Below are 24,828 nucleotides of genomic sequence, written 5' to 3'. Positions count from 1 at the left end.
AAATATGCGCGTCGCCGCTTACACGCGCGTGGTGTCCCGCTTGAAGAGCAACATCGCGCCCGTCCCGAAGACGATGGCCCAGAGGAGCACGCTGCCCACCGCCCAGGCCGTGAGCTCGCCCGACAACGGTGCCCGGGCAATCTGGCCGACGCCGAACATCGGCGTATAGCGCGCGATCGTTTGCAGCGTTTGGGGCAGCTGCTTCAGCGGGATGAAAATGCCCCCGAACACGGCCATAACGGCCAGCATCGGCCCCACGAACTGCATCACATTCTCGCTGGGCAGCAGAAAGCCCATGAACAAGCCGAAGGCGGCGAACACCAGCGAGCCGACCCAGCACGACAGGATGGAGAGCATCCACTGTTGCGGCGTGAGATGCACGCCACCGGCCGTCGACGCGACGAGGAAGGTGACGCAGACCGACACCAACCCCAGTGTCATCGCCGACATGACTTTCATGGCCACGTACGCCAGCGGGTTGAGCGGTGTGAGTCGTAGTTGGCGGCTCCAGCCGAGACTCCGCTCCACGGCCACGGCGGCTCCACCAGACGTCGTGCCTACCATCGCGCCGTACGCCGCCATACTCAGCATGACATAGGCCAACGCCGCAGGTCCGCCGCGCTTTCCGCTGCCGGCGACGCCGAAGAGGAAGAAGAACATCGTCGGAAAGACGAGCAAGAACATCACCGTGCGCCGGTTCCGCATGACCCGACGCAGCTCGAGCGACAATGCCGTGAGGTTGAAGCCGCCGAACGCCGGCGGCCGCCGATCGCTGGACACGGGGGCCGTGACGGCCAGAGGTGACGTACTGGTCATTCGGATGTCAGCGCCACAAACGCCGCCTCGAGGTTTTGCGCGACGATCTCGAGATCGCGCGCCTGGGTGGTAGTGAGCAGCATGCGCGCCACGGCATCCGAATCGGTGCACTGCACAAGCACCGTATCGCCGCGGATCTCGGCGTTCAGCACACCGGGCAGATTGGCGAACATCGAGAGTTCCGCACCGGGCAGCGTGGCCCGCACCGAACGGCCAGTGGCCAGCGACTTGATTTCAGCCGTGGTGCCGTCGGCCACGATGCGCCCCTGTCGCACCAGCACGATCCGATCGGCGTACGCGTCGGCCTCGTCGAGATAGTGCGTCGCAAACAGAATCGTGCGCCCCCGCTCGGCATCCTTGCGAATCGCGCTCCAGAACTCGCGGCGCCCCTCCACATCCATGCCCGTGGTGGGTTCGTCGAGCACCAGCAAGCGTGGATCGGACAACAGCGCCATGGCGAAACGCAGGCGTTGCTGTTCACCGCCCGAGCACTTGGCCACGAGCCGATCGGCGATGTGCGCGATGCCGGCCCGTTCCATCACTTCGGCCGGTGGTCGCGCCACCGCGTACAGCGACGCCGTGTAGCGCACCGTCTCGCCCACCGTGAAGTCCTTGAGCAGGCCGCCCGTTTGCATGACGGCCGAAATGTCGCCGTGGGCGATGGCGTCGGCCGGAGCCTGGCCGTACACCTGCACCGTGCCGCTGTCCGGACGGGCAAGGCCCAACATCATGTCGATCGTGGTCGTCTTGCCGGCACCATTGGGACCGAGGAAGGCCACGATCTCGCCCGGCGCGATGGCCAGCGTGAGATCGTCGACCGCCGTGACGCGGCCGTAGCGTTTCGTGAGGTGTTGCAGGTCTACAGCAAGCACGGTTCTCGGATCTCGGGGCGACGGGACGGGTGAAGAGAACGTACGTGCAAAGCCACCGTCGTGTTACACGATCGTGCTATCTTTTGCGGTATGTCACGCGAGTCGACTTGGCTGGCGCGCACCCATGCGCGCTTGGAACAGTGGGCTGATGCGGGATGGTCGAACAGCGTGGTATTCGGGTGGGGGCTGCTGCAGGGCTGCGTCTTCCCCGGTTTCGTCGACCTGTTCTTCCTTCCGCTGGCACTCGCGCGTCCCGAACGCGCGTACCGCTACGCGCTGGTTGCCACCGTCGGCACCATCATCGGCAGTGTGTTGCTCTACATTGCGGGTGCCGAAGCGCTCTCGTGGCTCGAGGGGCCTGTTTCGCGGTTTTTCTCCATCACGCCGGCCACGGTCGACGCGTATCGTGCGACACTCGCCGAGTACGGCGGGTGGGCGATCTTCGCCAGCACGATGTCGCCGCTGTCGACCAAGCTGACCAGCATTGCTTCAGGAGCGGCGGGTGTACCGTTTCTGCAGTTCCTGCTGGCGCTCACGGCTGGCCGCCTCTCGCGCACGATGGCGTTGGCGTGGCTGGTGCGTCACGGTGGCGCCGACGCGGTGGCCAAGTTCACCCAGCACACGCGCGTCGCACCGTCCGACTCGTCGTCAACCAAGCCGTCATGAGTGAATCTCCCACGTCGCCGTTGGGCGCCGAATTGCAGGGCACGCTCGCATTTTTGCGGGCGGCCGAGTCGCTGAAGTACATGACGCGTACGTCGTGGACCTCGAACGGCCAACAGGAAACAGTGGCCGCGCACACCTGGCGGCTCTGCCTCATGGCGTTGGTGCTGGCACCGCACTTCCCGGGCATCGACGTGGGCAAACTGCTGCGCATCTGCCTCGTGCATGATCTGGGAGAAGCGATCAGCGGCGATATCTCGGCCGCGCTGCAGGCATCGCTGCCGAACAAGGCCGAGCAGGAGCGCGCTGATCTGGTGCAACTGGTGCAGCCGTTGCCGGACACCATGCGCGCGGATCTCGTGGCGCTCTGGGATGAGTACGACGCGGCCTCGAGCCCCGAAGCCAAACTGGCCAAGGGGCTCGACAAGCTCGAGACCATCCTGCAGCACAATCAGGGGGTGATGCCGGCCGGCTTCGACTTTCTGTTCAACATCGAATACGGCGCGGCGTACACTCGGGATCATCCGGTCCTCGCCGCGTTGCGCACGGTGCTCGATACGGAAACGCAGCAGCGCGCACGCGAACAGGCCGCGCCCCCCGAGGCGTCGTGACGATCACCAATTCACCGGGCTTCGCGTTCCGCGCGTCGCACGATCGCGAAGGGGCACGGCTGGGATGGTTCACCACGCCACATGGGGTGGTGCAGACACCGGAATTCATGCCCGTGGGCACGCGTGCGGCAGTGCGTGGCATCGACATGCGGGAGATGCGCGCGATGGGCACGCAGATGTTGCTCGCCAATGCGTATCACCTGTATCTCAATCCCGGCGACCACATGGTGCGGGCATTAGGTGGACTGCACGCGTTCTCACGCTTCAGCGGCCCGATGCTCACTGATTCCGGCGGCTATCAGGTGTTCTCGCTGGCCAAGTTCCGGCAGGTGCGTGAAGAGGGCGTGACGTTCAAGAGCATCGTCGATGGTTCGCGCCACAACTACACGCCTGAACGCGTGATGCAGATCGAGCGCAATCTCGGCGCCGATGTCATCATGCAGCTCGACGAACTGATCGAGGGCGGCGCCGAGCATGCGGCCTCGCGGGCGGCGATGGAGCGCAGTCTGCGCTGGCTCGAGCGGTGCCGCGTCGAGTTCGATCGGCTCGAGCGCGAAGGGCGTGAGTCAGCCACACCGTTCGCGGTGCCGGAGGGCGCGCCCGCGATGTACGGCGGCGACGTGGAGCAGGAACGCATGGCGCCGCCACAGGCGCTGTTCCCGATCATTCAGGGCGGCACCAGCGACGACCTGCGCACGGCGTCGATCAACGGCATCCTGCAGACGGGAGACTGGGCCGGTATTGCCATGGGCGGCCTCTCAGTCGGCGAGGCCAAGCCGCTCATGTATGCCACCTTCGACACGTGCGCGCCGCTGCTGCCGCGCGACAAGCCCCGCTATCTCATGGGCGTCGGCTTTCCCGACGACCTCATCGAGGCGGTACGCCGCGGCATGGACCTGTTCGACTGTGTGGCCCCCACGAAGATGGGCCGGCACGGCACCGTGTTCACCGAAGACGGCAAAGTGTCGATCCGGAAGAGCAGTCACCGAACCGACCGTCGACCGCTCACCGGCACCTGCCCCTGCCCTGCCTGCACCGACTACGATCGCGCCTATCTGCGGCACCTGCACGCCAACGAGGAGCCGCTCGGGCAACGACTGCTCGCGCTGCACAATCTGACGTTCCTGTTGCGGCTCATGGAGCAGATACGCGCCGCGATCAGGGACGAGCGGTTCGAGAGCTGGTCGACGGCCTGGCTGGAGCGCTACCGGGCCAAGGGCGCGTAGCATGAGCGCATGGAGCGCTCGTTCAGGCGTTATTTTATCGCCATGAGCGACCTGCTAGCCGACCTCCGCGCCCAACTGGGCGACCGTTATCGCATCGAGCGGGAGCTCGGTGGCGGTGGTATGAGTCGCGTATTCGTGGCCGAAGAGCTCGCGCTCGGCCGACGCGTGGTGTTGAAAGTGCTGCCGCCCGATATGGCAGCCACCGTGAACACCGACCGCTTCCGTCGTGAGGTGCAGTTCGTCGCGCGGTTGCAGCATCCGCACATCGTACCGGTGCTTGCCACCGGCGAAGATGCGGGCACGCTGTGGTATTCGATGCCCTACGTCGACGGCGATACGCTGCGCGGGCGGATGAGTGCGGGGGCCATGACGGTTCGCGAGGTGATCACCGTGTGGCGCGACATGCTCGATGCGCTGTCGTACGCGCACAAGGCGGGCGTGGTGCACCGCGACATCAAGCCGGACAACGTATTGCTGAGTGGCCGTCATGCCGTCGTGACCGACTTCGGTATCGCGAAGGCCGTGGCATCGGCCACGTCGACCGATGGTGGCTCGGCCGCACTCACCGGCATCGGCTTCGTGGTCGGCACGCCGGCGTACATGGCGCCCGAGCAGGCGGCGGGCATGACGGAGATCGACCCGCGGGCCGATGTGTACTCCACGGCGCTCGTGGCGTACGAGATGTTCACGGGCACGTCGCCGTTCGGTGGCATGACGCCTGCCCGTGCGCTGGCGTCGCAGGTGCAGACGATGCCGGCAGCGCCTCGTACGCTGCGCGTGGACTTGCCTCCCGCAATCGATGCGCTGCTCATGCGTTGCCTCGCGAAAGAATTGGACGATCGCCCGGCATCGGCGGATGCGGTGCTGGAAGCGTTGGACGCGATCGACACGGCCGGTGGTGCCACGACGCCGGCGGCGCAGACAAAGGGCGCGGGCGGGGCCGCACGTACGGCGCCGGCGTCGCGTGGTCGCGGCATCGCGTTTCTCGGCGTTGCCCTGGCGGCGGCGGGTGTGGCCACGTGGCTGTTGATGAAGGGTGGTTCCACGCGTACGGCCAGTGCGCCTACTGAGCGCGACTTGCTCATCGTGGCCTCGTTCGCGCACGAAGCGAAGGATTCGTCCTATTCGCGCGCGGTGAGCGAAGCGCTGCGGATCGACTTGCAGCAGTCGCCCAAGGTGCGTGTGGCCGAGCCGCAGCTGGTGGCGAGGACGCTGCAGGCCATGCGCGTGGCACCGGACGCGGAACTGAACGACAGTCTGGCGCGCGACTTGGGACGACGAACTGGCGCGAAAGCGTTCGTGACCGGTGCCCTGCGGCCGCTGGGTACGGGCTACGCGATCACGGCGCGCTTGGTGAGTGTGGCGGACGGCAGCGAAGTGGCCGCGCTGCGAGAACCCGCGAAGTCGTCGTCCGAACTCCTCGACGCGATCGACCGGTTGTCGAAGGCGTTACGCGAACAAGCGGGTGAGTCGGTGTCGTCGCTGCGGGCGAGCCCGGCGCTGCCGTCGGTGACCACGGCATCAATTGATGCCTTGGTCGCGTATGCCGTCGCCACGGAGTACATGCGCAACGGCGAGCAATTCCTCGCTTCGCAGCAGTACGAGAAGGCGCTCGAAATCGACAGCACCTTTGCCAGCGCGTGGAGCGGACTGTCCACGGCGCTCAGCAACATGCAAGTGCGTCGCGCCGATCGTGATCGCGCCGTGCTCCGTGCCTTCAACTTGCGCAGTAAACTGCCGCCGGTCGAACGGCTGAAGATCGAATCGCGATATCATTCCGCCCGCGGCGAATTCACTGAAGAGATGGCGGCGCACAAAGCGCTGCTGGCGATCGAGCCCACCAATTACGCCGCGCTCAACAATCTTGGGCGCTTGATGATGGGTCAGGGCCGATACGCCGAAGCGGAGCCGCTGTTGCGCGCCGCGTTGGTCAGCCGTCCCGGCTCGATTGCGCCGTGGGAAATGCTGTACGATGCGGCGCTCGCGCGTGGCGATTCGGCGCTGGTGGATTCGCTTCGTCGCACGAGCACGAGCGTCTCATCCCCTCGTGCTCCGATAGCTGTAGCCAGCGATAGGGCGGCCTCGGCCGGCGACTATACGTCGATCGCCAAGCTGCTGGACAGCATCCTGGCGTCGAAGCCGGCCGTTGATGTGCAAGGGCCGGCGGCGACACGGCGCTTCACCCTGCAACTCTTGCGCGGCCAACTGGGCACCGCTGAGCGCGACTTGAACGGCGCGCTCAGCGAATTGGCGGCCAAGGTGGACCCGTCCGCAATGTTCGAGGGGGCGGCGAACCTTGCCGAAGCGCGTATTGTTGCGCTCGACGACAGCAGCGGGGCGCGCGCACGCTTGGCGAAGCTCGAGACACTCGTCGCGCGATCGGGGGCTGCTGCCGAGGACCAGAAGACGCTCTACCGTGCCTTCGTGCATGCGCGCGCGGGAAACGTGGCACAGGCCCGCCGGATGCTGGCGGCGGCGGAGCCCCTCTTGCCGCGCGACACGACGTGGCGAAACTGGATCGGCGGAGAAATCGCACTCGCCGAAGGTCGGCCTGCCGACGCGGTCCGGTCGTTCCGGCGCGTGCTTGGCGCGGAACTGTTCTGTACGATCTGCGGATCGGGCGGCCTGGCCCGTTCGTACGATGCGCTGGGACAGCGGGACTCGGTGGTCGCGATCTACGAGAAGATGCTGGCGAATCGCGACCCTGAGGCGCGCTGGGGCGAAGACGTCTTCGAGCGCGCCCGCGCCCTGAAGCGGCTGGGCGAGCTGTACGAGGAGCGCGGCAACGTGGCGCAGGCGATCCGCCGCTATCGCGAGTTCGTAGAACTGTGGAAGGACGCGGACCCCGCGCTTCAACCGGTGGTACAGGACGTGAGGGAGCGTATCGTGCAGCTGGAGCAGAAGCGGGGCTAGCAGCGGAGCTGTCGGCCTGGCTGGCCCGACCTCTGACCGGGCGTGTGCAAGTTTCTGCCGCGCCGACGTCCAACTCGTGAACCCCCAGCTCCCGAGGCGATGGACGACATCGACCGACTGTTCCGCGACTATCACCAACCCATCGTGCGCTACCTCGCGCGACGACTGGGCGATCGTGATCTCGCCGACGAACTCGCGCAGGAGACCTTTCTCCGCGCCATGCGGCATTTGCCGCTCACGAATGAACGCTCGTGGCTCTTTTCCGTGGCCACGAATCTTGTCCGCGACGAAGGGCGGCGTGACGTACGTCGTCGTCGCCATCTCGAAGCGCTACGGGCCGACGAATCGCAGACGCTGACGATCGAACACGAATCGATCACGCGCGAGCAGCAGCAGGATCAGCTGCGTGAACAGGCGTTCGCGCGCTCCGCCATCGATGCGCTCGGCGAGAAAGACCGCGCGGCCTTGCTGCTGCGCGAAGAAGGACTCGACTATCACGAAATTGCCGCCACGCTTGGCCTGTCGGTGGGATCCGTGGGCACGACGCTCTCGCGCGCCCGACGCCGCCTGGTGGACATCTACGAGTCGCTCGTTCGCGAGCGCGACGCACAGGGAGGAGCCGATGTCGCATAACGACAGGACGCACAGCGGACTGACGCCGGACGACGCACTAGCCATCGTCTGGACCGCTGCGGGACATCCCGACGAAGGATCACTGCAGACTTGGGCGGACGACGCGTTCGACGTCGGGAGCAGCGCGCAGGTGCAGGCGCATGTGGATGGATGCGCGGCCTGCCAGGGAGAGGTCGCGACACTGCGCGGATACACGGCGGCGGCGTCACGCATTTTGGGTGCGCTGGATGGCGCGCCGACCGGTGTGGTGTCGCCGGCTGATACCGCGAAGGCAGCGGCCGCGATCGTGGCGCAGGCCGATGTACGCACGCGCGCCGAACAGAAGGCCGCGCAGGCCTGGTTCACGCGTCCCGCGTTTCGGGTGGCGGCGGCATTGGCGTTGATGGCGGGTGGTACGACATGGGTGATGTCGCGTGCACCGGTCACGGAACGTGCCACGGAGGCTGCTGGCGCGCCGCTGATGGCTGAGTCGATCGTGGTGGCCGCGGCTCCGGCGGCGGCGCCGGCGCCGGCCAGTGCACCGGCTACGGTGACGACCGAAGCCGCAGTAGCACCGCAACCGCTGGCTGACGCATCGCCATCCCGGGCCAAGGCCGAACGATCGGACGAGGCGATGGTGGCTGTTGCGCCGATGGTGGAGGTGCGGAAGTCGGCAGAACGGGTGGAGAGCACCGTGCGAGGCAATGCGTCGGACCCGATCGTAAGCGGCCGCGCACTGTCCGCTGTGGCTCGCGCGCCAATTCCAACCGCGGAGACTTTGAGTGCGCCAATTGTGCTTCGCGGAGTGGTGCGAGACGCGGCGACGACTCAACCCATCGCGAGTGCCATCGTCACGATCCAAAAGTTGAAGAACGGCTTTGTGGAGCACAACTGGCGCGGAGCAACAAACGCGGAGGGTCAGTATGCCGTATCGCTTCCGGGGCTCTCAAGGAACGATACCGCCCTCGTCCGAATTCTCCTTTTGGGTAAGACACCGGTCACAGCTCGGCTCGTCGCCAACTCCGACACCTTGGTGCTGGATGCTGCCATGAGCGCTCGCACTGTAGCGCTCGAGCAAACTCTGGTCACGGCGTCTCGCTCCAGGCCGGAGAATACGCTGAACAGTCCCGCGCAGATTGTCGGCCGTAAGGCCAGCGCGCCCGTGGCGCAGGACTTCAGCGGACGCGGCGTGGCCGGCGGCATCGCGCGCGGAGTAGCGGCGCCCGTGTCGCCGTCTACGATTCGCCCACGTGACTTCCCCCGTCGCGACAACGGCGGCAGTCGCGAGCAGTACGACAAGATCGACGACAATCCGTTCCTCGCGGTCTCGGTGAATCCACGCTCCACGTTCTCGGTGGACGTTGATCGTGCCTCGTACAGCAACGTGCGCCGCTTCATTTCACAGGGGCAGACGCCGCCGCCCGACGCCGTACGCATCGAAGAGTTGATCAACTACTTCCCGTACGACCTGCCGTCGCCGCGCGGTGATGCTCCGGTGTCGATCACCACCGAAACGATGGCCGCACCGTGGCAGCCCAAGCATCGTCTGGTGCGCGTCGCCCTCCAGGCGCGTCGCATCGAAACCGCCGCACTGCCGCCCAGCAACCTGGTGTTCCTGATCGACGTGTCGGGCTCGATGAATCAGTGGAACAAGCTGCCGTTGGTGAAGTCGTCACTGCGGTTGTTGGTGGACCAGCTGCGCCCGCAGGATCACGTGGCGCTGGTGGTATACGCCGGTGCGGCCGGGCTCGTGTTGCCCAGCACCAGTGGTGAAGAGAAGGCGACGATTGCCGCGGCGATCGACCGTCTCGAAGCCGGCGGCTCCACGGCCGGTGGCGCGGGCATCGAACTCGCCTACCGCACGGCCCGCGAACACTTCAAGCCCAACGGCAACAACCGCGTGATCCTCGCCACCGACGGCGACTTCAACGTCGGCGCCAGCAGCGACGGCGACATGGAACGCCTGATCGAGAGCAAGCGAACCGAAGGCACGTATCTCACGATCCTCGGCTTCGGGCAAAGCAACTATCAGGACGCCAAGATGGAGAAGCTCGCCAAGCGCGGCAACGGCAACTACGCGTACGTGGACGACATCGCCGAAGCACGCAAGGTACTGGTGAAGGAGATGGGCGCCACACTCGTCACCGTCGCCAACGATGTGAAGCTGCAAGTGGAATTCAACCCGGCAGCGGTGCGCGCGTATCGCCTGATCGGCTACGAAGACCGCTTGCTCGCCACAGAAGATTTCACCGACGACAAGAAGGATGCCGGCGACATGGGCGCCGGACATTCGGTCACCGCGCTGTACGAAGTGGTACCCATCGGCGTGACGGGCACGATCACGCTGCGTGAACAGGACTCGCTGCGGTACCAGGTGCCAGCCACCGACGCACCACGCACGAATGCGGCGAAGAACGAACTGATGTTTGTCCGCATGCGCTACAAAGCGCCCGGCGAGAACACGAGCAAGCAGATCACACAGCCCGTGATCGACGGCCGCAGCGGCACCGCTTCCAACGATTTCCGATTCGCCGCATCAGTCGCCGAGTTCGGCATGGTACTCCGTAAGTCCGAACACAAAGGCACCGCAACGCTGCGCTCAGCACTCGAGATGGCGACCGGGTCGCGAGGCGACGACGACGGAGGATACCGGAGCGACTTCGTGGAAATGCTCGGGCGACTCCTTAACAGCGAACGGCGCTAAGAGTGAACGGCGCGAAAAGTTAAAAGCGCTAAGGTAAACGGCGCTAAGAATGAGGGGCGCGGAGGGGCGCATCAACAGCGCGGGGGCGACCAGCGTAATCTGGGTGTCCCCGCGTGGTTGTTCCCGCCGTTTATTCTTGGCGCTCCTTACCTTAGCGCCGTTGATTCTTAGCGCGGTTGATTCTTAGCGCCTTTCGCCGTTCACCCAGCACTCAGAACTCAAATGCGCCCTGCCTCCTTTCTTCTTCTCATCGCCGCTGCGACTTCGCTGCAGGCCCAGTCTCCTGTCCGCACTGCCGACCCTGCTGTGCGCGGCGTCGCTCTCAGCGAGTTCCCGCGCTTGGTAAAGCTGAGCGACAAAGTGTACGGCTACGAGGAGATCCGTCAGCCGGGATTCACCACTGTCAGCCTCATCGTCATCGGGCGCAACGGCGTACTGGTGGCTGATGGGCAAGGCAATGTGCAGGCCACGCAGACCTTGCTCGACAAGATCAAGACCGTTTCGACATTGCCGGTGAAGTGGTACGTGGTCGGCTCTGATCACGGCGACCATACGGCTGGCAACAGCGCGCTGCCGAAGGACATTCAGTTCGTCGTGCACGCGAACTCGCTGGCGCAGCTCAAGAAGGACTCGGCCGCGGCCGCGGCCGCCAATCGCCCCGCGGTCGTGATGCCGACGACGGCCATGACCAGCGACAATGAGACTATCGACCTCGGTGGCATCAGCGTGCGCGTGCGCTTTCTCGGGCGCGCACACACCGGCGGTGACCTCATGGTCGAAGTGCCGTCGGAGAAGCTGCTGTTCATGAGCGAGGCCTATCTCAACCGCGTCTTCCCGGCCATGCGGTCGGCCTATGGCGCCGAGTGGGTGCGCACGATCGACAATGCCCTCGCGCTCAAGAACGTGGACCGGTTCATTCCCGGGCACGGCTTCATCGAAGACGCCAAGGTGTCGCGCGAAGAACTGGTGGCCTTTCGTGAATCACTGGTTGCGGTGATCGCCGAAGTGAAGCGACTCAAGGCGGCGGGGCTCACCGTCGATCAGGCCATCGCGCAGGCGAACTGGGGTCCGTATGCGAAGTGGTTCCTGGCCGAACAGCAAAGCCCCATCGCCATCCGTCGCCTGTGGACGGAGCTCGATGGGGCCTCGAAGTAATCGCGAGCCGCGCTAACGAATCGCACGAGCGAATCGCACTAGCGAATCGCGACGCGCTCCTTGCGCAGGATACGACTAAGCAAGCCGGCGAATCCTCCGGCCTGCAGCGCAGGTAACGCCAGCGTGGCCACCAGCACGGCCCATCCGGGCAGTGAGAAATTGCGCCCGATCGTCGCCGCAAAGTCGGTGAGTGCAGCGCCGCGTTCGGCCGCCGCGATCAGCAGCACGGCGGCGGCCAGGGCGGCCGAGAGGGCACCGGCACGAATGGCACCGCCTTGCCGAAACATCACGCCCGTGATTGCGCCCGCCACTGCTGCGCCCCACACGCCGAGGAAGCGCTGCGCCACGAACTGCAGCAAGACCGCGCTGATAAAATTCATCCACATAGTCGGCGGCCCGGTCAGCGCGTGAGTGTGAGCACGGCGCGCGTATCCGACGCCGCCAGATCCTTCGCGGTGCGCGGCGTGCGCACGCTGTCGAGCTGTCCGTTGGCCCACATCGCATACCGATCGAGATAGCGCGTGCTGGCCGGATTCCCGCTCTGCCCGCCCGGATAGACGGCGCGGATGCGTGGCTCCTTGTCCATCTCGACCACCATACGCCAGCTCGCACCGAAGTTCGCGCGCTTCGAGCCGACCGATGGATTGAGTGTGCCGCGTCCGCCGTCGATCGGCATCTCCGGCGCCGCGAAGCCCGCCAGTCGCAGCAGGTGATTCGGCTTGGCCGGCGCCACGCGTCCCCAGGTCCACGGCGTCTTCGTCGGATCGCCGTATTCCGTGACCAGTGTGTCGTACGCCGCGCGGAGCGCCTTGGCGAGAATCACGTTGCGATCCTCGCGCACGTTGGTGGTGCGACGGTCATCCCACCAGCCGTTCGCCGAATCGGCAATCAGCTGCAGCAGCCGCGACTCACTGGGCGTCACCGACCGCACATCCGACTTGGCCGGAATGAACTCGTCGTACAACAGCGCGGTCGTCTGCGCGATCGCGGTCTCGAACAGTCGCGCACCGGTGTTGTCGCGTGTGTACTGGCGATTCCACGAGGCCAGCAGCGTGGTGGCCGCCTTGAGCGACGCCGAGTTGTCGCCCGCTGCGATACGCGCCTGCGCCGCCGACACGAGCGCGGGAACGAGCAAGTCGGCGCGCACACTGCCGGGGTTCGTATGGAAGCCGCGCATCTCGTCAGCCGTGACCGTGCTATCGGCGCGAAGCAGGCGGTTGATCTGCAGCGCGCGCCAGATCTCGAAGTTTGGATCGGGGCCGAGATACAGCGCGTCCTGCTGCGGATCGATCGGCTGCTGATTGGCCGACGCCAGATAGCCCTGCGCCGGATTACGCCCCTGCGGGTATCGCGCCACCGGCCAGTCGCCGATCCAGTCGTTGCGGCGCAACCATCCATCACGCACGTCGGTGCCCCGTCCACTGTCGGCGCGCACGGGATAGCGTCCCGTCGAGCGGATCATGATCGTGCCCGAGGTGTCGGCGGTGATGAAGTTCTGCGCCGGCGCCTGATAGTATTGCGCCATCGAATCCAGGAACGCCGACGCCGTCGTGGCGTGGAAGGCCGCGAAGTAGCCCTGAAGCTCCTTGCCCGACTCGAGCACCGTCCACCGCATCGACAGCCACTCGCGTCCCTGACGCTGCATCGGGCCACGGTGCGTATAGTAGATCGTGTCCACGTCGATCACGCGGCCGAGCTTGTCGCGATACGTCTCGGTGCGCGTGTCGGCGAACTTGGTCATCACGCCATCGAGTTCGTAGGCCGTCGGCGCTGCGTCGTTGTCGACCTTCTCGCGCCAGAAATCCATGACGTCGGCGCCGGTATTCGTAGCGCTCCACGCCACGGCGCGCGAGTAGCCGATCGGAATGCCCGGCAGCCCCGGGATCGATACCCCTCCGATCTCGAAGCTCCCCGGCACCACGATGTGCACTTCATACCAGATGCTCGGCAACGTGAGCTCGAGGTGCGGATCGCCGGCCAACATCGCGTGGCCGTTGGCCGAACGCGACGGTGCCACCGCCCAATTGTTGCTGGCGAAGGCACGGGCCTGTTCGACCGTGGGATCGATGTCCTTGAGCCACGACAACGGCGACATGCCGGTGGTCGTGGCATTGGTGTTCGTGCGCAACGACGCCACCATGCGCGCAGCCAGACTGTCAGGAGCGCCCGGTGCAGGAATCGCCGAGAGGGCCACGCGCGCGGCGTTGCGATTCATCGGTTGAATCGGCTCCTGCACGGGCGAATTCTCTTCCATGAGTGCGTTGGCCGCGGCGTCGCCCACCAGTGCGCGCGCTTCCAGCAGTTCGAGCTCGCCGGGTCCACGGGCCAGTGTATAGCCCATGCGATTGAGCACATGGATCGAGTGCAACGGCAGCCATTCGCGCGGGGCACGATTGAGCAACTTGTACTCCACCGGCCACTGCGCTGGCGACAACGTCGCGCGATACGCGTTCACACCGTCTGCGTACGCCAGCAGCAACTTCCCGCTCGGCGTGCTTTCCCCGATGTCGCGCCACTTCCGCTCGGCCGAACGCGGCATGCCGAGCCGACGTGTTTCCTGGTCGGCGGGCAGTGCCACATCACCCACCAACTCGGTGAGTGTGCCTTCGCCGGCGCGTGACTGAATCTCGAGCTGAAAGAGCCGGTCGCGCGCCGTGACGTAACCGAGCGCGCGCATGGCATCGGCGTCGGTGGTGGCGAAGATGTGCGGCACGCTGCGCGAGTCGTAGCGAACGTCGACTGTGCCATCGAGCGAGGGGATGCTGCTCGTGGCCTCGGCCGGCAGATCGTCTACGGCGTTGGCCCAGAGACCGACGGCCGGCGAGAGCAGACCGCCCAGTGGCGGCAGCGGACCGGCGCCGGCCACGCCGACGTAGGTGGCACCAATGCCAACGGCGGCACAGAGCGCCGCCGTTATCAACCGTCCTGTGGTCATGCTCACTTCGGTACTCCGTTTGCGGCGGATAATGTGGACCACAGCAGTGCCGCCAGGGCACCGCCGGCCAGCGGTCCGACAACGGGGATCCAGGCGTATCCCCAATCGTTGCCACCCTTGCCGGCGATCGGCAGGATGGCGTGGGCGAGGCGCGGACCGAGGTCGCGCGCCGGATTGATGGCGTACCCGGTAGGTCCGCCCAGCGAGAGACCAATGCCCCACACCAACGCGCCGACGAGCGCCGGTCCAAGGTTCGTGGCGGGAGTGGCACCCGACACGCCGGCGGTTCCGATGGCACTGGCCACCAGCACCAGCACCATCGTACCGATTACCTCGCTGATCAGATTCGGCACGGAGCTGCGTATCGCGGGCGCCGTGCAGAAGCAGGCGTGGATGGTGCCCTGATCGCGGGTGATGCTCCAGTGCGGGAGATAGTGCAGCCACACCAGCGTGGCGCCCACGATCGCCCCCGTCATCTGCGCGGCGACATGCGCAAGCGCGTCGGGCACGGTGCGCGTGCCCGCGATCACATTCGCCAGTGTAACCGCCGGGTTGAGCTCACCCGGTGCTCCGAGCCCAACGGCCACGAGGACGCCGCACAACACCGCAAACGCCCAGCCGGCGGTGATCACCATCCACCCTGCACCGTGCGCCTTCGACTTCTCCAACAACACACCGGCCACCACACCATTGCCGAGCAGAAGCAGTACGAGCGTTCCGACAAACTCGCCGAGTGCGGTGGACGGCATGTCCGGTTAGTTCGGCTGACGCGCAGCAGCGAACGGGAAGGCGCCGAGTCCTTCGGCTTCCATCGTGCCGGTCATCTTGTCCTTCTCGCTCATCACGCCGGTGCCGCGGATCTTGATCTGCTGGCCACCCATGTCGAGGGCGAAACCGAAGAAGATCGAATCGCCCTTGACCACGCCGTCGAAGTTGGCGGTGCCGATCTGCGATTCGGTGGTGCCCGACACCGAGTCACCCTTCTGCGTGACGGTCATGAGCGACTGCATGGACTGGCCCTGCGCGTCGATCGCGACGTTCCACTTGCCACTGAAGTCGGCGAACATGCGCTGCGCGGCGACGGCGGTGACGGACAGTGCGAGTGCGGCCGAAACGACGGCCATACGGATCTTGGTCATGATGAGAGATCTGAAAGGTGGGGGAGGACGCTCAACGGCGGTCAACCGGGGTCCGCAGTGTAAAAGGTATCACCACTACGGCGGTTTGCGAGCGGGGGTGTCATGCGTCAACTTGCACGCGCACGTCCCGCCCCGTGCCTCATACCCCACAGTTCGAATGCCTACTCCTGCCTTCTGGCGCCGCTGGCACCGGTGGATCGGCGCGCCCGCGGCGCTGTTCCTGGCCTTTGCGTCGGTGACCGGCGTCATCGTGGCCGGGACCGAGTTCTTTGGTGAAGACGAAGCCGTTCGTGAGGCCAACCGCACGCTGGTGAGTGCCGTGCATACGGACTCCCCTCCGGACGCCTGGATGGGGGCGATCAACGCCGCCATGGCCAGCGCGGCCAAGGAAGCGCCCGGGGCGCCGATCGACAAGATCGCCATTGAGCTCAAGGGACAGGCCCCCGTCATCACCATGTACCTCGGCACCAAGACGGGCGGCGAAGACCGGCGGCTGCTGTTCGATGCGCGGACTGGAAAATTCACGCGCAGCGACGGCTATGCCGACAAGGCGTTCATCAATCGCGTGCATAGCGGCGAAGTGTTCGGCGACGGCGGGCTGGTGGCGTCGATGGTCTGGGGTGTTGCCTTGCTGGCGCTGACCGTGAGCGGTTTCACGCTGTATTGGCGGCTGGCGGGCGCCAATCGCCAGGGGCGCACAGGACTGCAACGCTGGTTCTTCTAGGGCGCCGACTACGTCGCCGTCGTGCGTGAGGCCAGTTGCCGGCGCACGACGGCAAGGATCTGTTCGGCCTTGGACGGTTTGGGGATGAAGTTCTCCCCTGGCACCATGGTCTCGTCGGAGGGGTCGAACTCGGGATCGTATCCGCTGGTGAAGACCACTGGCAGCGACGGAGCCCGCCGTCGCAGCTCGGCAGCGAGCTGCGTCCCACTCACGCCGCCGGGCATGACCAGATCGGTGATCACCAGGTCCACCGACAGTTCGTACAGATTCCATTGGTCGAGTACCTCACGGCCGCTGGCAGCGGCGCGCACCTGATAGCCGTCGCGTTCCAGCACACGCTGCAGCAGTCGACTGACGGTCGGATCGTCTTCGACCACCAGCACCGTGGCGGTGACGGCGTGTTCGCCGGAATCGCCCGCACCGGATAGATCGACCTGCGCGCTCTCGTCGGGGAGCGCGTCGGCGACGATGGGCAGCCAAACCTCGACTGTCGTGCCGACGCCGACCGTGGAGGCAACGCGAAGCAGTCCTTGATGCTGCTGTGCGATACCGTACGCGGTGGCCAAGCCAAGGCCGGTGCCCTGCCCCGGCGGCTTCGTCGTGAAGAATGGTTCGAAGATGCGCGGCATGTTGTCCGGCGCGATGCCCATACCCGTGTCCTGCACCGCGAGCAGGGCGTAGGTGCCCGCCGCGAGCTCGGCGATGTCTGTTGCCGCCACCGTTCGGCGCTCGGTCCGGATCATGATCGGCCCGCCGTCGGCAAGTGCATCGCGTGCGTTCAACACGAGATTGAGCAGCACCTGCTCGATCATGCCGCCGTCGGCCGATACCACCAGCGCATCGTCGGTCGTGTCCACGGTGAGCCGGTGCGTGGTCGGCACCACGCGTCGCAACAGCCGCACGTGCGCGCGCACGAGCAGGTTGAGATCGAGCAGACTCGGTTGCATCGCTTGCTGCCGGCTGAACACCAACAGCTGCCGGGTGAGTCGCACGGCGCGCTGCGCCGACGTCTCGACATCACGCAGGAGTTCGATCGCCTCGCGCGGCATCGCCTTGAGCAAGCGGAGCTCGTCGAGCTGCATCAACAGGGCGGCAAGCATATTGTTGAAATCGTGCGCCACGCCGCCGGCCAGCTGGCCGATGGCCTCCATCTTTTGACTTTGACGCAACCGCTGCTCACTCGACGAGAGTGCTTCCAGCATATGCGCGTTCGCCTCGGCCGTCTCGCGCTGTTCGCGCAGCGCGGTAGCCAGCACCAGCCCGATGAGCGCTTGCACGCCGATATACACCTGCAGAATCACAAGCGCGTCGCCGCCGGTGACGCCGCCGAGGGAGAGGGACTCTCCATTCAGCAGCAGGCTGATACCGACGCTGGCGATACCGATCTGGCTCCAGAGCGCGCCGAGCTGACCGAAGCGGAGCGTCGCCCATAGCGTGAGCAGTGAGAGCATGTACGGGTGCGCCTGCAGCACACCCATGAGGGCATCGCCGCGGAACGCCACGAGCGATCCGACGATCATCAGCAGACTCAGTGCGAACGCATCGCGCCACCAGCGGAATGCACGTCGATGCGCGGTGCGCGACTCGTTACGTGCAAGCAGCAACAGCGTGAGTGGCGTCACGATCACATAAGCCAGCATGTCGCCGATCCACCACACGGTCGCACTCTTCAGAAACGCCTCGCCACCAGCCGCGCGAGAAATCAAGGCGGCTGGTACGCTGCCGATCGCTGTGGCGACTGCCGTGGCCGACAGCAGAACCGCGACGTCGCGCAGACGGGCGAACTTGAGCGGCAGTGGAGTGACCCGCCGCAGCATCCAGTCGGCGATCCACAATTCTGAGAGCGTGACGCAGGTGTAGCCGACCGTCCGCAACGAGGCGTATCCCTGCAGCGTATTGGAAAGCGTGTCGAGGGCGATGACGCCCACGAACACGAGTCGACGATGCGAGGGCGGCAGCCAGATCAGGGCGGCCAGTGCGACAGCGATCGGCGGCCACGCGGGGGCCAATGGCCCGCCGTATCGGATGAGCTGCAGCGAGAGCGCGTGCGTCACAAAAAACGCTATCGCGAGTCGGATAGCGGGCGACGACGAAATCGGTTCAGGCACCAGCCAGCGCGGCCGCATCCGGAGAGGTCAGATGGAAACGTCTTGGCCCGGCCGGCGTCGGAGGGCAACGGCGATCAATGTACCGCCCACGAGCGCGACCGCGTAACCATATGGCAGAAAGGCCGCGGCGAGTCCGCAGGCGACGGCGAAAGCCAGCCAGGCCGGCGTGTCGCGCAGATCGCGCACCAGCAGCAGCACGGTGATGGCCTCGACGAGCAGCAACGTGCCAAGAATCGGACCGGGGAACAGGCGCTGAAACGCGGCTGGTTCGCCGACGAGGAGCAGTCCTGACAGCACGAGGAAGATGCCGTAGATGATGCCACTGGCACCGGTGCGGGCCCCGAAGGCGTAGTGCCCGGCGATCCCGCCGGAGCCGTGGCATACGGGAATGCCGCCAAGGGGCGCTGATACGAGGTTCATGATCGCGTAGGTGGTGCCGATGCGCTTGACCGTGAGCGGTTCACGGTCGGGAAAGAGATCGGCGACCACCTGTTTGGTGGCGAGTACCGAGTTGCCGAGCGACAGGGCGAGCTGGGGGAGCGCGAGCAGGAGCGAGGCCTGGGCGAACTCCGTGGGCGTAGGCCAGCGTGCGGGGAGCGTGGGAAGCCGAAAGCCGAGGGGCAGCGGCGCGCCGGCGGGCCACGTGAGCGCGGCTACGACGAGGCCGAGTGCCAGGACCACAAGGGCGGCGGGAACACGATGACTTTCGCGCAGCCAGAGGACGATCGCGAGGGCGACCGCCGCCAGCAGCCAACCACGAGCGCCGTCGGCCGGGATGAAGCGGGTGAGGGCAAGCAGGGCGAGTTGGATGCCCAGTCCGACCTGAATACCGCGTACAACGGGCTTGGGGACCGTGCGGGCGATCCAGGAGAGCGCGCCGGAGCGGGCGAGGATGAGCATGACGACGCCGACGATCAGGCCGCCGGCGGCCAGGAGCGGCGGGGCCAGCTTGCCGGCGATAGCAATCGCCGCCATGGCCTTGAGCGGCTGGACCGGCATGGGCAGCCGATAGGCGAGGCCGGAGGCGATCTGCAGGGCGCCGAAGACCACAAAGGCCGTGGTGGCATCCATCCCGGTGGCGACGACAATACCGACGAGCAGCGGGAGGTCGGTCCCGAGGTCGCCGAACGCGCCGGCGAATTCGGCGCGGGTGAAGCGGAGGGGGTGGGGGGAGGGGGGCATATGGGCGCGGTTTCTTCCGCTTTCGCAGATCCAATTTCGAGATTCCTTTACCCCCGCGGAATCAATGTCGAGCGGACGATTGCGTCCACAACCTCAGCGGCGCGAGCGCAAACTGCGATACATCGCGTCGTACTCTCGTGCGGCGAAGTCCCAATCCCACCGCCGAGCGAACGCCGCAGTGGCTTCTCGAACAGACGCAACTTCCTCTCTCCCGGACTTGAGCCGCTCAACCATGTGGGCAACGAGCAAAGACGCATCCGGAGCGCTTGCGTCGACCGTCCAAACACCCGGTGGTCGTGGATCACCGAGTGAACGACTCACCTCCATACTCACCAACACTGGCGTCCCGCATGCCATGGACTCCTTCACAACGAGCGGAGTACCACCTTCGCCGACGCCAATTGACAGCACGACGTCGGCGCTGCGATACAAATCGGCTAACGAAGCTTGTCCAACCTGCCCCGTCAGCTGAAGAGTGGAATCGTGCGCGACACGCCATCCCTCTGGATGAATGGTGCCGTCACCAATAAAGACCCATCGCACACCACGGACACTTTCGACGGCCTGCTGTAAAAGGTGTATGCCCTTTTTCTCCACGAATCTCCCGACGAATGCGACGACAAAGTCACGGGATTCGATGCCCATCGACCGACGCAGGAACCTACGATCCCCAAATTCAAAGGGAGAAAATATGGCTGCATCGACCCCATTCGGGATCATCGCACTCTTTGCCGCTACGCTGTTGGCTGTGGAGTGGAATTCCTCGGCTGTTGTTCCAACAAACGCAACTCGTGTTGCCCGCGAAAGAATGAAGCGAGTTACAGAGGCATTGGCAACGAAGAACGCCAGCCTAAGTACGCGATGCCTGAACTGGAGTTTCGATGTGTGCACCGTGAGAACGAGCGGGCAACGAAGCAGAACAGATAACACCGCCCCTAAAACGCTCCCCATGTACAGCGTATCGTGTATATGCACAACGTCCGCACGTCGAACAGCACGAACTAGCTGAGACATCGAACCGAGGGACCAGAGTGGTACCGGAAGCCCTAGGGGTCGATCAAAAGGATCAACGGAGCTGATCTCGTATACGGCGAAGCCTTCGAGTGGCTCGCAGTCAACGGCGTCCCCACTCGCGAAATAGTCAATCTGATAGCCCCTGCGCGCTACGCCTCGCGCTATCGACCACGCGGCTATCTCCAATCCTCCTAAATGCGAAGGCAGATAGGACGCGATATGCACAATCCGAAGTCGACGCGAGGTCATTAGCGACACCGCTCACGGTGCTTCTGATTTGACGTGTAGTCGCATATGCCAATACGAAGGCACCGGCATGTACGCAGCGCGAGCCTGAGCACCGACGGACTCGATCGATTCATGAATACGCGCGGCACCATCGCGGCACTGAACCTGAAGAAATCATCGGACCCATCTTTCCAACCCTTCGCGTACAAGGCGATCCGTACTCCACTCCGAAACCCGATCACCGTATTGCTCCATCAGCCGTTCGCGCGCTTCGTGGGACAGGAGATCCGCATTCACGATGACCCTACCCTCAGAGATCCACGGCGCGTTACGAATAAGGTCTCGGCCGTACCAAATGCCTTCGGCATGGACAAGGACAACACTTGCATCCGACGATTGAATTGCCAAGACGGCCCTAGAAAATGGAGAAGCTACCGACGATGCCTCGTAGACGCGCCACGGCAACTGAATAAACGCGCCTACGGCAAACGAAGCCAGAGTGAATCGGCGGGAATACGCTAACGGCATGTGCCCACAAAGCACTGCCCACGCGTCTTGCGCAAGAAGGACTACGCTCGGAAGACATGCATAGATATATCGATAGCCCCAACCGTGTCCCTGACTCGAGGGGAACAAGAAGTAGAACACAAATGTGAGGATAAATCCGACCGACAGATCACGCTCGAAGGCTCCCAACCGGTTCCACCGAGCGATCGACACGACCGCAAGAACTCCGACCGCCGGCGCCTGCCAGTTGAGAACCAACACCGCGTTCGCAACTTGCGTGAGTATCTCGACCATCGACGGCATCGAAAAGAAGGTGACCGCACCGTTGATCCCATCAACCGTTCGCGCCGAATCAAGCCACCAAAGCCAGAACCCCGACGCAGCGACATACGAAGGCAGCAACACAGCAAGCTCGCGGTAACGTCGATCCACACACATTCGAATGAGGAATGGTGTGACGAAGAGTGCGTGAGGGAAAGGATTGTGCAAACCGAGCGCCAAGACTCCGACTAGCGCACATCCAAGGCCGCCGCGCATATCCCTGCGAACATAGAAAATCATCCACATCACACTCGCCAACAGATGCGCGGGCATCGCGTATCCCGTCATCGAGGTCAGAAGGAACTGTGAAGACAGCGAGGTGGCAACAACGACGAAGGCGGTGCTGTCTCGACCATGCCCGAGCCGGCGTGAAAGCACGGCCAGCAAGAGCACGGATACCCCGGCAAGAATGGGATTTGTTATCCAAGCGAGGCCAGTGAGTCCACCGAAAACCGCGCGGATCCCAGCGTATACCGGCAGATACGACGAGACCCAGGCCTTTTTCCCTGGCAGCCAACTGACGAACATTGGCTTGATCGCGGGCACAACTGGTTGCCATTGCGACGGCAACACTGCATCCAATCTCCCCTTTCGAAAGATCAGCGCCTGAAAATCTGCATTGAACTCGTCCATCGATAACCCGAAGGAGAGATTTAACGCCCGTGCGCCAATCATCGTTAGGAGTGTTACACACGCTGCTGCCAGCATCCCCCACCAGAGCGGCGCAGCGTCTGACGAACGTCGGTCGGCCCTCAATGGCGAAGTCGGGCGCGTTGAGAACTCGAAGAAGACAAGGGTAAATAGCGCAGTGATCGCGATGCAGGGAGCTTCGTACTGTACGAAGAGCCTGTAGAATATTCCGCGGGCGACAGGACCCCCAAATCCATTCGCGCGGAGAAGACCAAGCACAGCGCCCGCTGCCGCACACACAGTAAGGATTGCGATCGTGGCGTATCGCGCTGCTCGCGCCTCGAAAGCGGACTCTTTCGACATGTGGTCAAGACTCGGATGGCGGGACAATTGGGCTGTGCTGGCCAGACGTCACGATGCGCTGAACATCGTGAGCAGAAATCCGTTCTATACTTGAGCGAGCGGTCGGCCGCATCGCTCGGCATCGAACCAGAGCGTAGCGCTCGACACGGCCCCATGGAGCCCCGAAAATCGAGGGATACAGCAGCTTAGGAACGCTCAGCTCGACTATTTCGGCGGCGCCAACACCTCTAAGCATCTCGGCGGGAAGCACTACAAGGCTCGGTGCATCCGCTCCCTCACACAAGCGACCTACTGCTGTCGAATCCAGCGAGCGCTTAACATCTCCGATTGTTTCAGCTCCTGTTTGGGCCGTAGCGAGTAATCCCGCAGCTGCGAGAGTGCGTTCTCGCGCCGCCCACACTATCGCGAGCTGCCTATCGAAGACACTCGGCATTCCCTGTACGATGGTGCCCCACCCAGAACTGCCGGCAAGTGCCCAGGGCTCCAGATCCGCGTACGGCCACAGCACCGATCCTTTTACCGACATGGGCGGATCGGAAACGGACGGACCAAGTCGCGCGTCGAGGGATTTCTCAATGAACTTCTGATATCTCGATCGCGAATCAGTGCAGAACACGGCGAATGCCAGCAGGACGAAAGCGATTCGATACTTTGATAGACTTTCGACCCGCTCCGGCCGCACCCCATCCAACTTCGCTAGCAGCGCGGCACCGAAGATGGCAAACAAGCCGGGAATTCCGGTAGCGACGGCATTCGCCCAAGCCCAGCGCATAGACTGGTCTGGCGATGACCAGGCAGTCGTGACCGTCACCCAAGTCTCCAATACCACCGTGGAGCTGATCAGAACACATACCGTGCCGACGACAAGCTTCAGACCGCGCCGCGGGAAAGCGAGGGCAGGCCAGCGAGAAGACACGAACCAAAGCAGCGAAGCGAGCAGCGTGAATATTGGCGCCGTTGAATTGAGATCTACCATTTGCCAGCCAACCAAGAGCAACAGCGAAGCCGCCTTACGAAATTCATGTACCGATGCTGCAGCAACGTCCTTGCCATCGGTTCCCCATACAGAGAGTAGCAACACCCCGAGGAGAATCGTAGCGACCAGCGAAAGCAGCCAAAGTGCTCGCCACGCCTGGATCTGCGTCACCAGTACGTTCGAAGCAACGTCGGCGCCAAGAAACGACAGAAGTATGCCAGCGAGCACAACCAGCAGCACACCTCGCACCAGCTGCTGGGAGCGGTAGCAGAGCTGCGGCAACGTCAAGAGCACTGTCACAACATGTAGTAGAATTCGCGAAACGTCGCCGAATCGCCAGGTCCGTAGAAATACCAGAGCGTGCTTCGTGTTCAGTGAAATCATCCACTCTTCGTCGAACTGTGCGAATGGCTTCTCGCTGGCGCGTAGTAGCATCGTCGCGGAGATCAACAGCACGGCGCTACAGATTGCTACCCCTACCAGGACCTTCCTCGTCTTCGGAGCATCAGCCATCAACCAAAGCGCTACACCAATTCCCGGTGCGGCCATTATTGGATGGCATGAGAGCCCGACACCGAATACCAGCATCGCCCACCAGATGCGTCCCGTGAGCAAGGCGGCAAGCGCTAGCATCACGCACGCCTCTGCGAACACCCGCGGTGTCGCATAGAACTCCGCGAACCGAAACACCCCCTGCCCCCCGTAAAACGCCGGGAGAGATACGGCCAGTGTTATTACCGCGATGACCTTCAGATCGCTGACTCGATCTACCAACAGGCGTCGTACGAGTAGCGCGAACGCTGCGAACCAGAGCAGCAACCCCGAGTAGGTGAGGACGATTGCGGCGTGCGACGGTCCTATCCACGCCGCGAGCTCCCGCATCAATACCGGGTACACCGAAAACTTCGATTGCCCGTCATTGAGGAAGACGATATCGCGCCCGATACCGCTCGGGTCAAGCGCGGCCATCGCGTAGCCCACGTAGAGCCGGGCATCGTGGATAATGCCTTGGTACGGCCTGAAGAGCAGAAACACCGCGAACGACGCTACTAGCAGCGCCAGGCTGCTTGGCTCGTAGCCGAATAAGCGGCGGCCGTCTGTGGGAGGTGGAGGTGTCTTCATACTGAGG

The 24,828-nt window shown here is 64.3% G+C and carries 19 protein-coding genes; 8 read left to right on the top strand and 11 right to left on the bottom strand.

Features of this window, described 5'->3' with window-relative positions; translation table 11 throughout:
• Positions 1 to 18 precede the first annotated feature (18 nt).
• Together HKW67_RS20795 and HKW67_RS20790 are read right to left on the bottom strand one after the other, a co-directional pair.
• Positions 19 to 816: an ABC transporter permease gene (locus tag HKW67_RS20795; RefSeq protein ID WP_171227217.1), complete on the bottom strand. Its 798-nt coding sequence runs from the start codon at positions 814 to 816 to the stop codon at positions 19 to 21.
• On the bottom strand, positions 813 to 1,688 hold the full coding sequence (locus tag HKW67_RS20790) for an ABC transporter ATP-binding protein (protein ID WP_171227216.1): 876 nt from the start codon (positions 1,686 to 1,688) through the stop codon (positions 813 to 815). Before HKW67_RS20790 ends, HKW67_RS20795 begins: the two co-directional genes overlap by 4 nt.
• A 90-nt stretch (positions 1,689 to 1,778) precedes the next feature.
• Here HKW67_RS20790 and HKW67_RS20785 point away from each other — a divergent pair, with 90 nt between their 5' ends.
• The 7 genes from HKW67_RS20785 to HKW67_RS20755 all read left to right on the top strand — a co-directional run bounded on the left by HKW67_RS20785 (position 1,779) and on the right by HKW67_RS20755 (position 11,572).
• The gene (locus HKW67_RS20785) at positions 1,779 to 2,354 is read left to right on the top strand and encodes a YqaA family protein (RefSeq protein ID WP_171227215.1); all 576 of its coding nucleotides are present in this window, start codon (positions 1,779 to 1,781) and stop codon (positions 2,352 to 2,354) included.
• Positions 2,351 to 2,962, top strand: a complete 612-nt coding sequence (locus tag HKW67_RS20780) for an HD domain-containing protein (RefSeq protein ID WP_171227214.1) — start codon at positions 2,351 to 2,353, stop codon at positions 2,960 to 2,962. Before HKW67_RS20785 ends, HKW67_RS20780 begins: the two co-directional genes overlap by 4 nt.
• A complete protein-coding gene (locus HKW67_RS20775; protein ID WP_230981078.1) occupies positions 2,959 to 4,188 on the top strand; it encodes a tRNA guanosine(34) transglycosylase Tgt in 1,230 nt (409 codons plus the stop codon). The genes HKW67_RS20780 and HKW67_RS20775 overlap by 4 nt, the downstream gene beginning before the upstream one ends.
• A 42-nt stretch (positions 4,189 to 4,230) precedes the next feature.
• On the top strand, positions 4,231 to 7,101 hold the full coding sequence (locus tag HKW67_RS20770) for a protein kinase domain-containing protein (protein ID WP_171227213.1): 2,871 nt from the start codon (positions 4,231 to 4,233) through the stop codon (positions 7,099 to 7,101).
• 99 nt (positions 7,102 to 7,200) lie between these two features.
• Entirely contained in the window at positions 7,201 to 7,734 is a 534-nt protein-coding gene (locus HKW67_RS20765; RefSeq protein ID WP_171227212.1) for an RNA polymerase sigma factor, read from the top strand.
• Positions 7,724 to 10,417: a YfbK domain-containing protein gene (locus tag HKW67_RS22480; protein ID WP_230981077.1), complete on the top strand. Its 2,694-nt coding sequence runs from the start codon at positions 7,724 to 7,726 to the stop codon at positions 10,415 to 10,417. Before HKW67_RS20765 ends, HKW67_RS22480 begins: the two co-directional genes overlap by 11 nt.
• Positions 10,418 to 10,723: 306 nt before the next feature.
• Complete coding sequence (locus HKW67_RS20755; protein WP_171227211.1) at positions 10,724 to 11,572, top strand: MBL fold metallo-hydrolase; 849 nt, start codon at positions 10,724 to 10,726, stop codon at positions 11,570 to 11,572.
• 38 nt (positions 11,573 to 11,610) lie between these two features.
• Here HKW67_RS20755 and HKW67_RS20750 read toward each other — a convergent pair whose 3' ends face one another.
• The 4 genes from HKW67_RS20750 to HKW67_RS20735 are packed head-to-tail and all read right to left on the bottom strand — an operon-like array spanning position 11,611 to position 15,646.
• On the bottom strand, positions 11,611 to 11,952 hold the full coding sequence (locus tag HKW67_RS20750; RefSeq protein ID WP_171227210.1) for a hypothetical protein: 342 nt from the start codon (positions 11,950 to 11,952) through the stop codon (positions 11,611 to 11,613).
• Positions 11,953 to 11,972: 20 nt separating this feature from the next.
• Positions 11,973 to 14,507 (bottom strand): penicillin acylase family protein, encoded by a 2,535-nt coding sequence (locus HKW67_RS20745; RefSeq protein ID WP_230981190.1) that lies wholly within the window; start codon positions 14,505 to 14,507, stop codon positions 11,973 to 11,975.
• Positions 14,508 to 14,509: 2 nt separating this feature from the next.
• Complete coding sequence (locus HKW67_RS20740) at positions 14,510 to 15,256, bottom strand: MIP/aquaporin family protein (protein WP_171227208.1); 747 nt, start codon at positions 15,254 to 15,256, stop codon at positions 14,510 to 14,512.
• Between the two features lie 6 nt (positions 15,257 to 15,262).
• Entirely contained in the window at positions 15,263 to 15,646 is a 384-nt protein-coding gene (locus tag HKW67_RS20735; protein WP_171227207.1) for a hypothetical protein, read from the bottom strand.
• Positions 15,647 to 15,803: 157 nt separating this feature from the next.
• On the opposite strand from HKW67_RS20735, the gene HKW67_RS20730 reads away from it, so the two are divergent.
• Positions 15,804 to 16,370: a PepSY domain-containing protein gene (locus tag HKW67_RS20730; protein WP_171227206.1), complete on the top strand. Its 567-nt coding sequence runs from the start codon at positions 15,804 to 15,806 to the stop codon at positions 16,368 to 16,370.
• An 8-nt stretch (positions 16,371 to 16,378) separates the two neighbouring features.
• Here the strand turns inward: HKW67_RS20730 and HKW67_RS20725 are convergent, their stop codons facing one another.
• The 5 genes from HKW67_RS20725 to HKW67_RS20705 all read right to left on the bottom strand — a co-directional run bounded on the left by HKW67_RS20725 (position 16,379) and on the right by HKW67_RS20705 (position 24,821).
• Positions 16,379 to 18,496 (bottom strand): hybrid sensor histidine kinase/response regulator, encoded by a 2,118-nt coding sequence (locus HKW67_RS20725; RefSeq protein ID WP_269141207.1) that lies wholly within the window; start codon positions 18,494 to 18,496, stop codon positions 16,379 to 16,381.
• A 9-nt stretch (positions 18,497 to 18,505) separates the two neighbouring features.
• Positions 18,506 to 19,660 carry a putative sulfate/molybdate transporter gene (locus tag HKW67_RS20720; RefSeq protein ID WP_171227204.1) on the bottom strand — a complete coding sequence of 385 codons (1,155 nt, stop codon included), beginning with the start codon at positions 19,658 to 19,660 and terminating at the stop codon, positions 18,506 to 18,508.
• Between the two features lie 93 nt (positions 19,661 to 19,753).
• On the bottom strand, positions 19,754 to 20,923 hold the full coding sequence (locus tag HKW67_RS20715) for a glycosyltransferase family 4 protein (protein ID WP_230981076.1): 1,170 nt from the start codon (positions 20,921 to 20,923) through the stop codon (positions 19,754 to 19,756).
• A gap of 153 nt (positions 20,924 to 21,076) precedes the next feature.
• Positions 21,077 to 22,363 carry a hypothetical protein gene (locus HKW67_RS20710; RefSeq protein ID WP_171227202.1) on the bottom strand — a complete coding sequence of 429 codons (1,287 nt, stop codon included), beginning with the start codon at positions 22,361 to 22,363 and terminating at the stop codon, positions 21,077 to 21,079.
• A gap of 364 nt (positions 22,364 to 22,727) precedes the next feature.
• Complete coding sequence (locus HKW67_RS20705; RefSeq protein ID WP_171227201.1) at positions 22,728 to 24,821, bottom strand: hypothetical protein; 2,094 nt, start codon at positions 24,819 to 24,821, stop codon at positions 22,728 to 22,730.
• Between the last annotated feature and the right edge of the window lie 7 nt (positions 24,822 to 24,828).

It is taken from the genome of Gemmatimonas groenlandica, assembly GCF_013004105.1.
In the GTDB taxonomy this organism is placed as follows: domain Bacteria; phylum Gemmatimonadota; class Gemmatimonadetes; order Gemmatimonadales; family Gemmatimonadaceae; genus Gemmatimonas; species Gemmatimonas groenlandica.
Note: the sequence above shows the minus strand (reverse complement) of the source record. Positions and strands in the feature narration are given on the sequence as shown.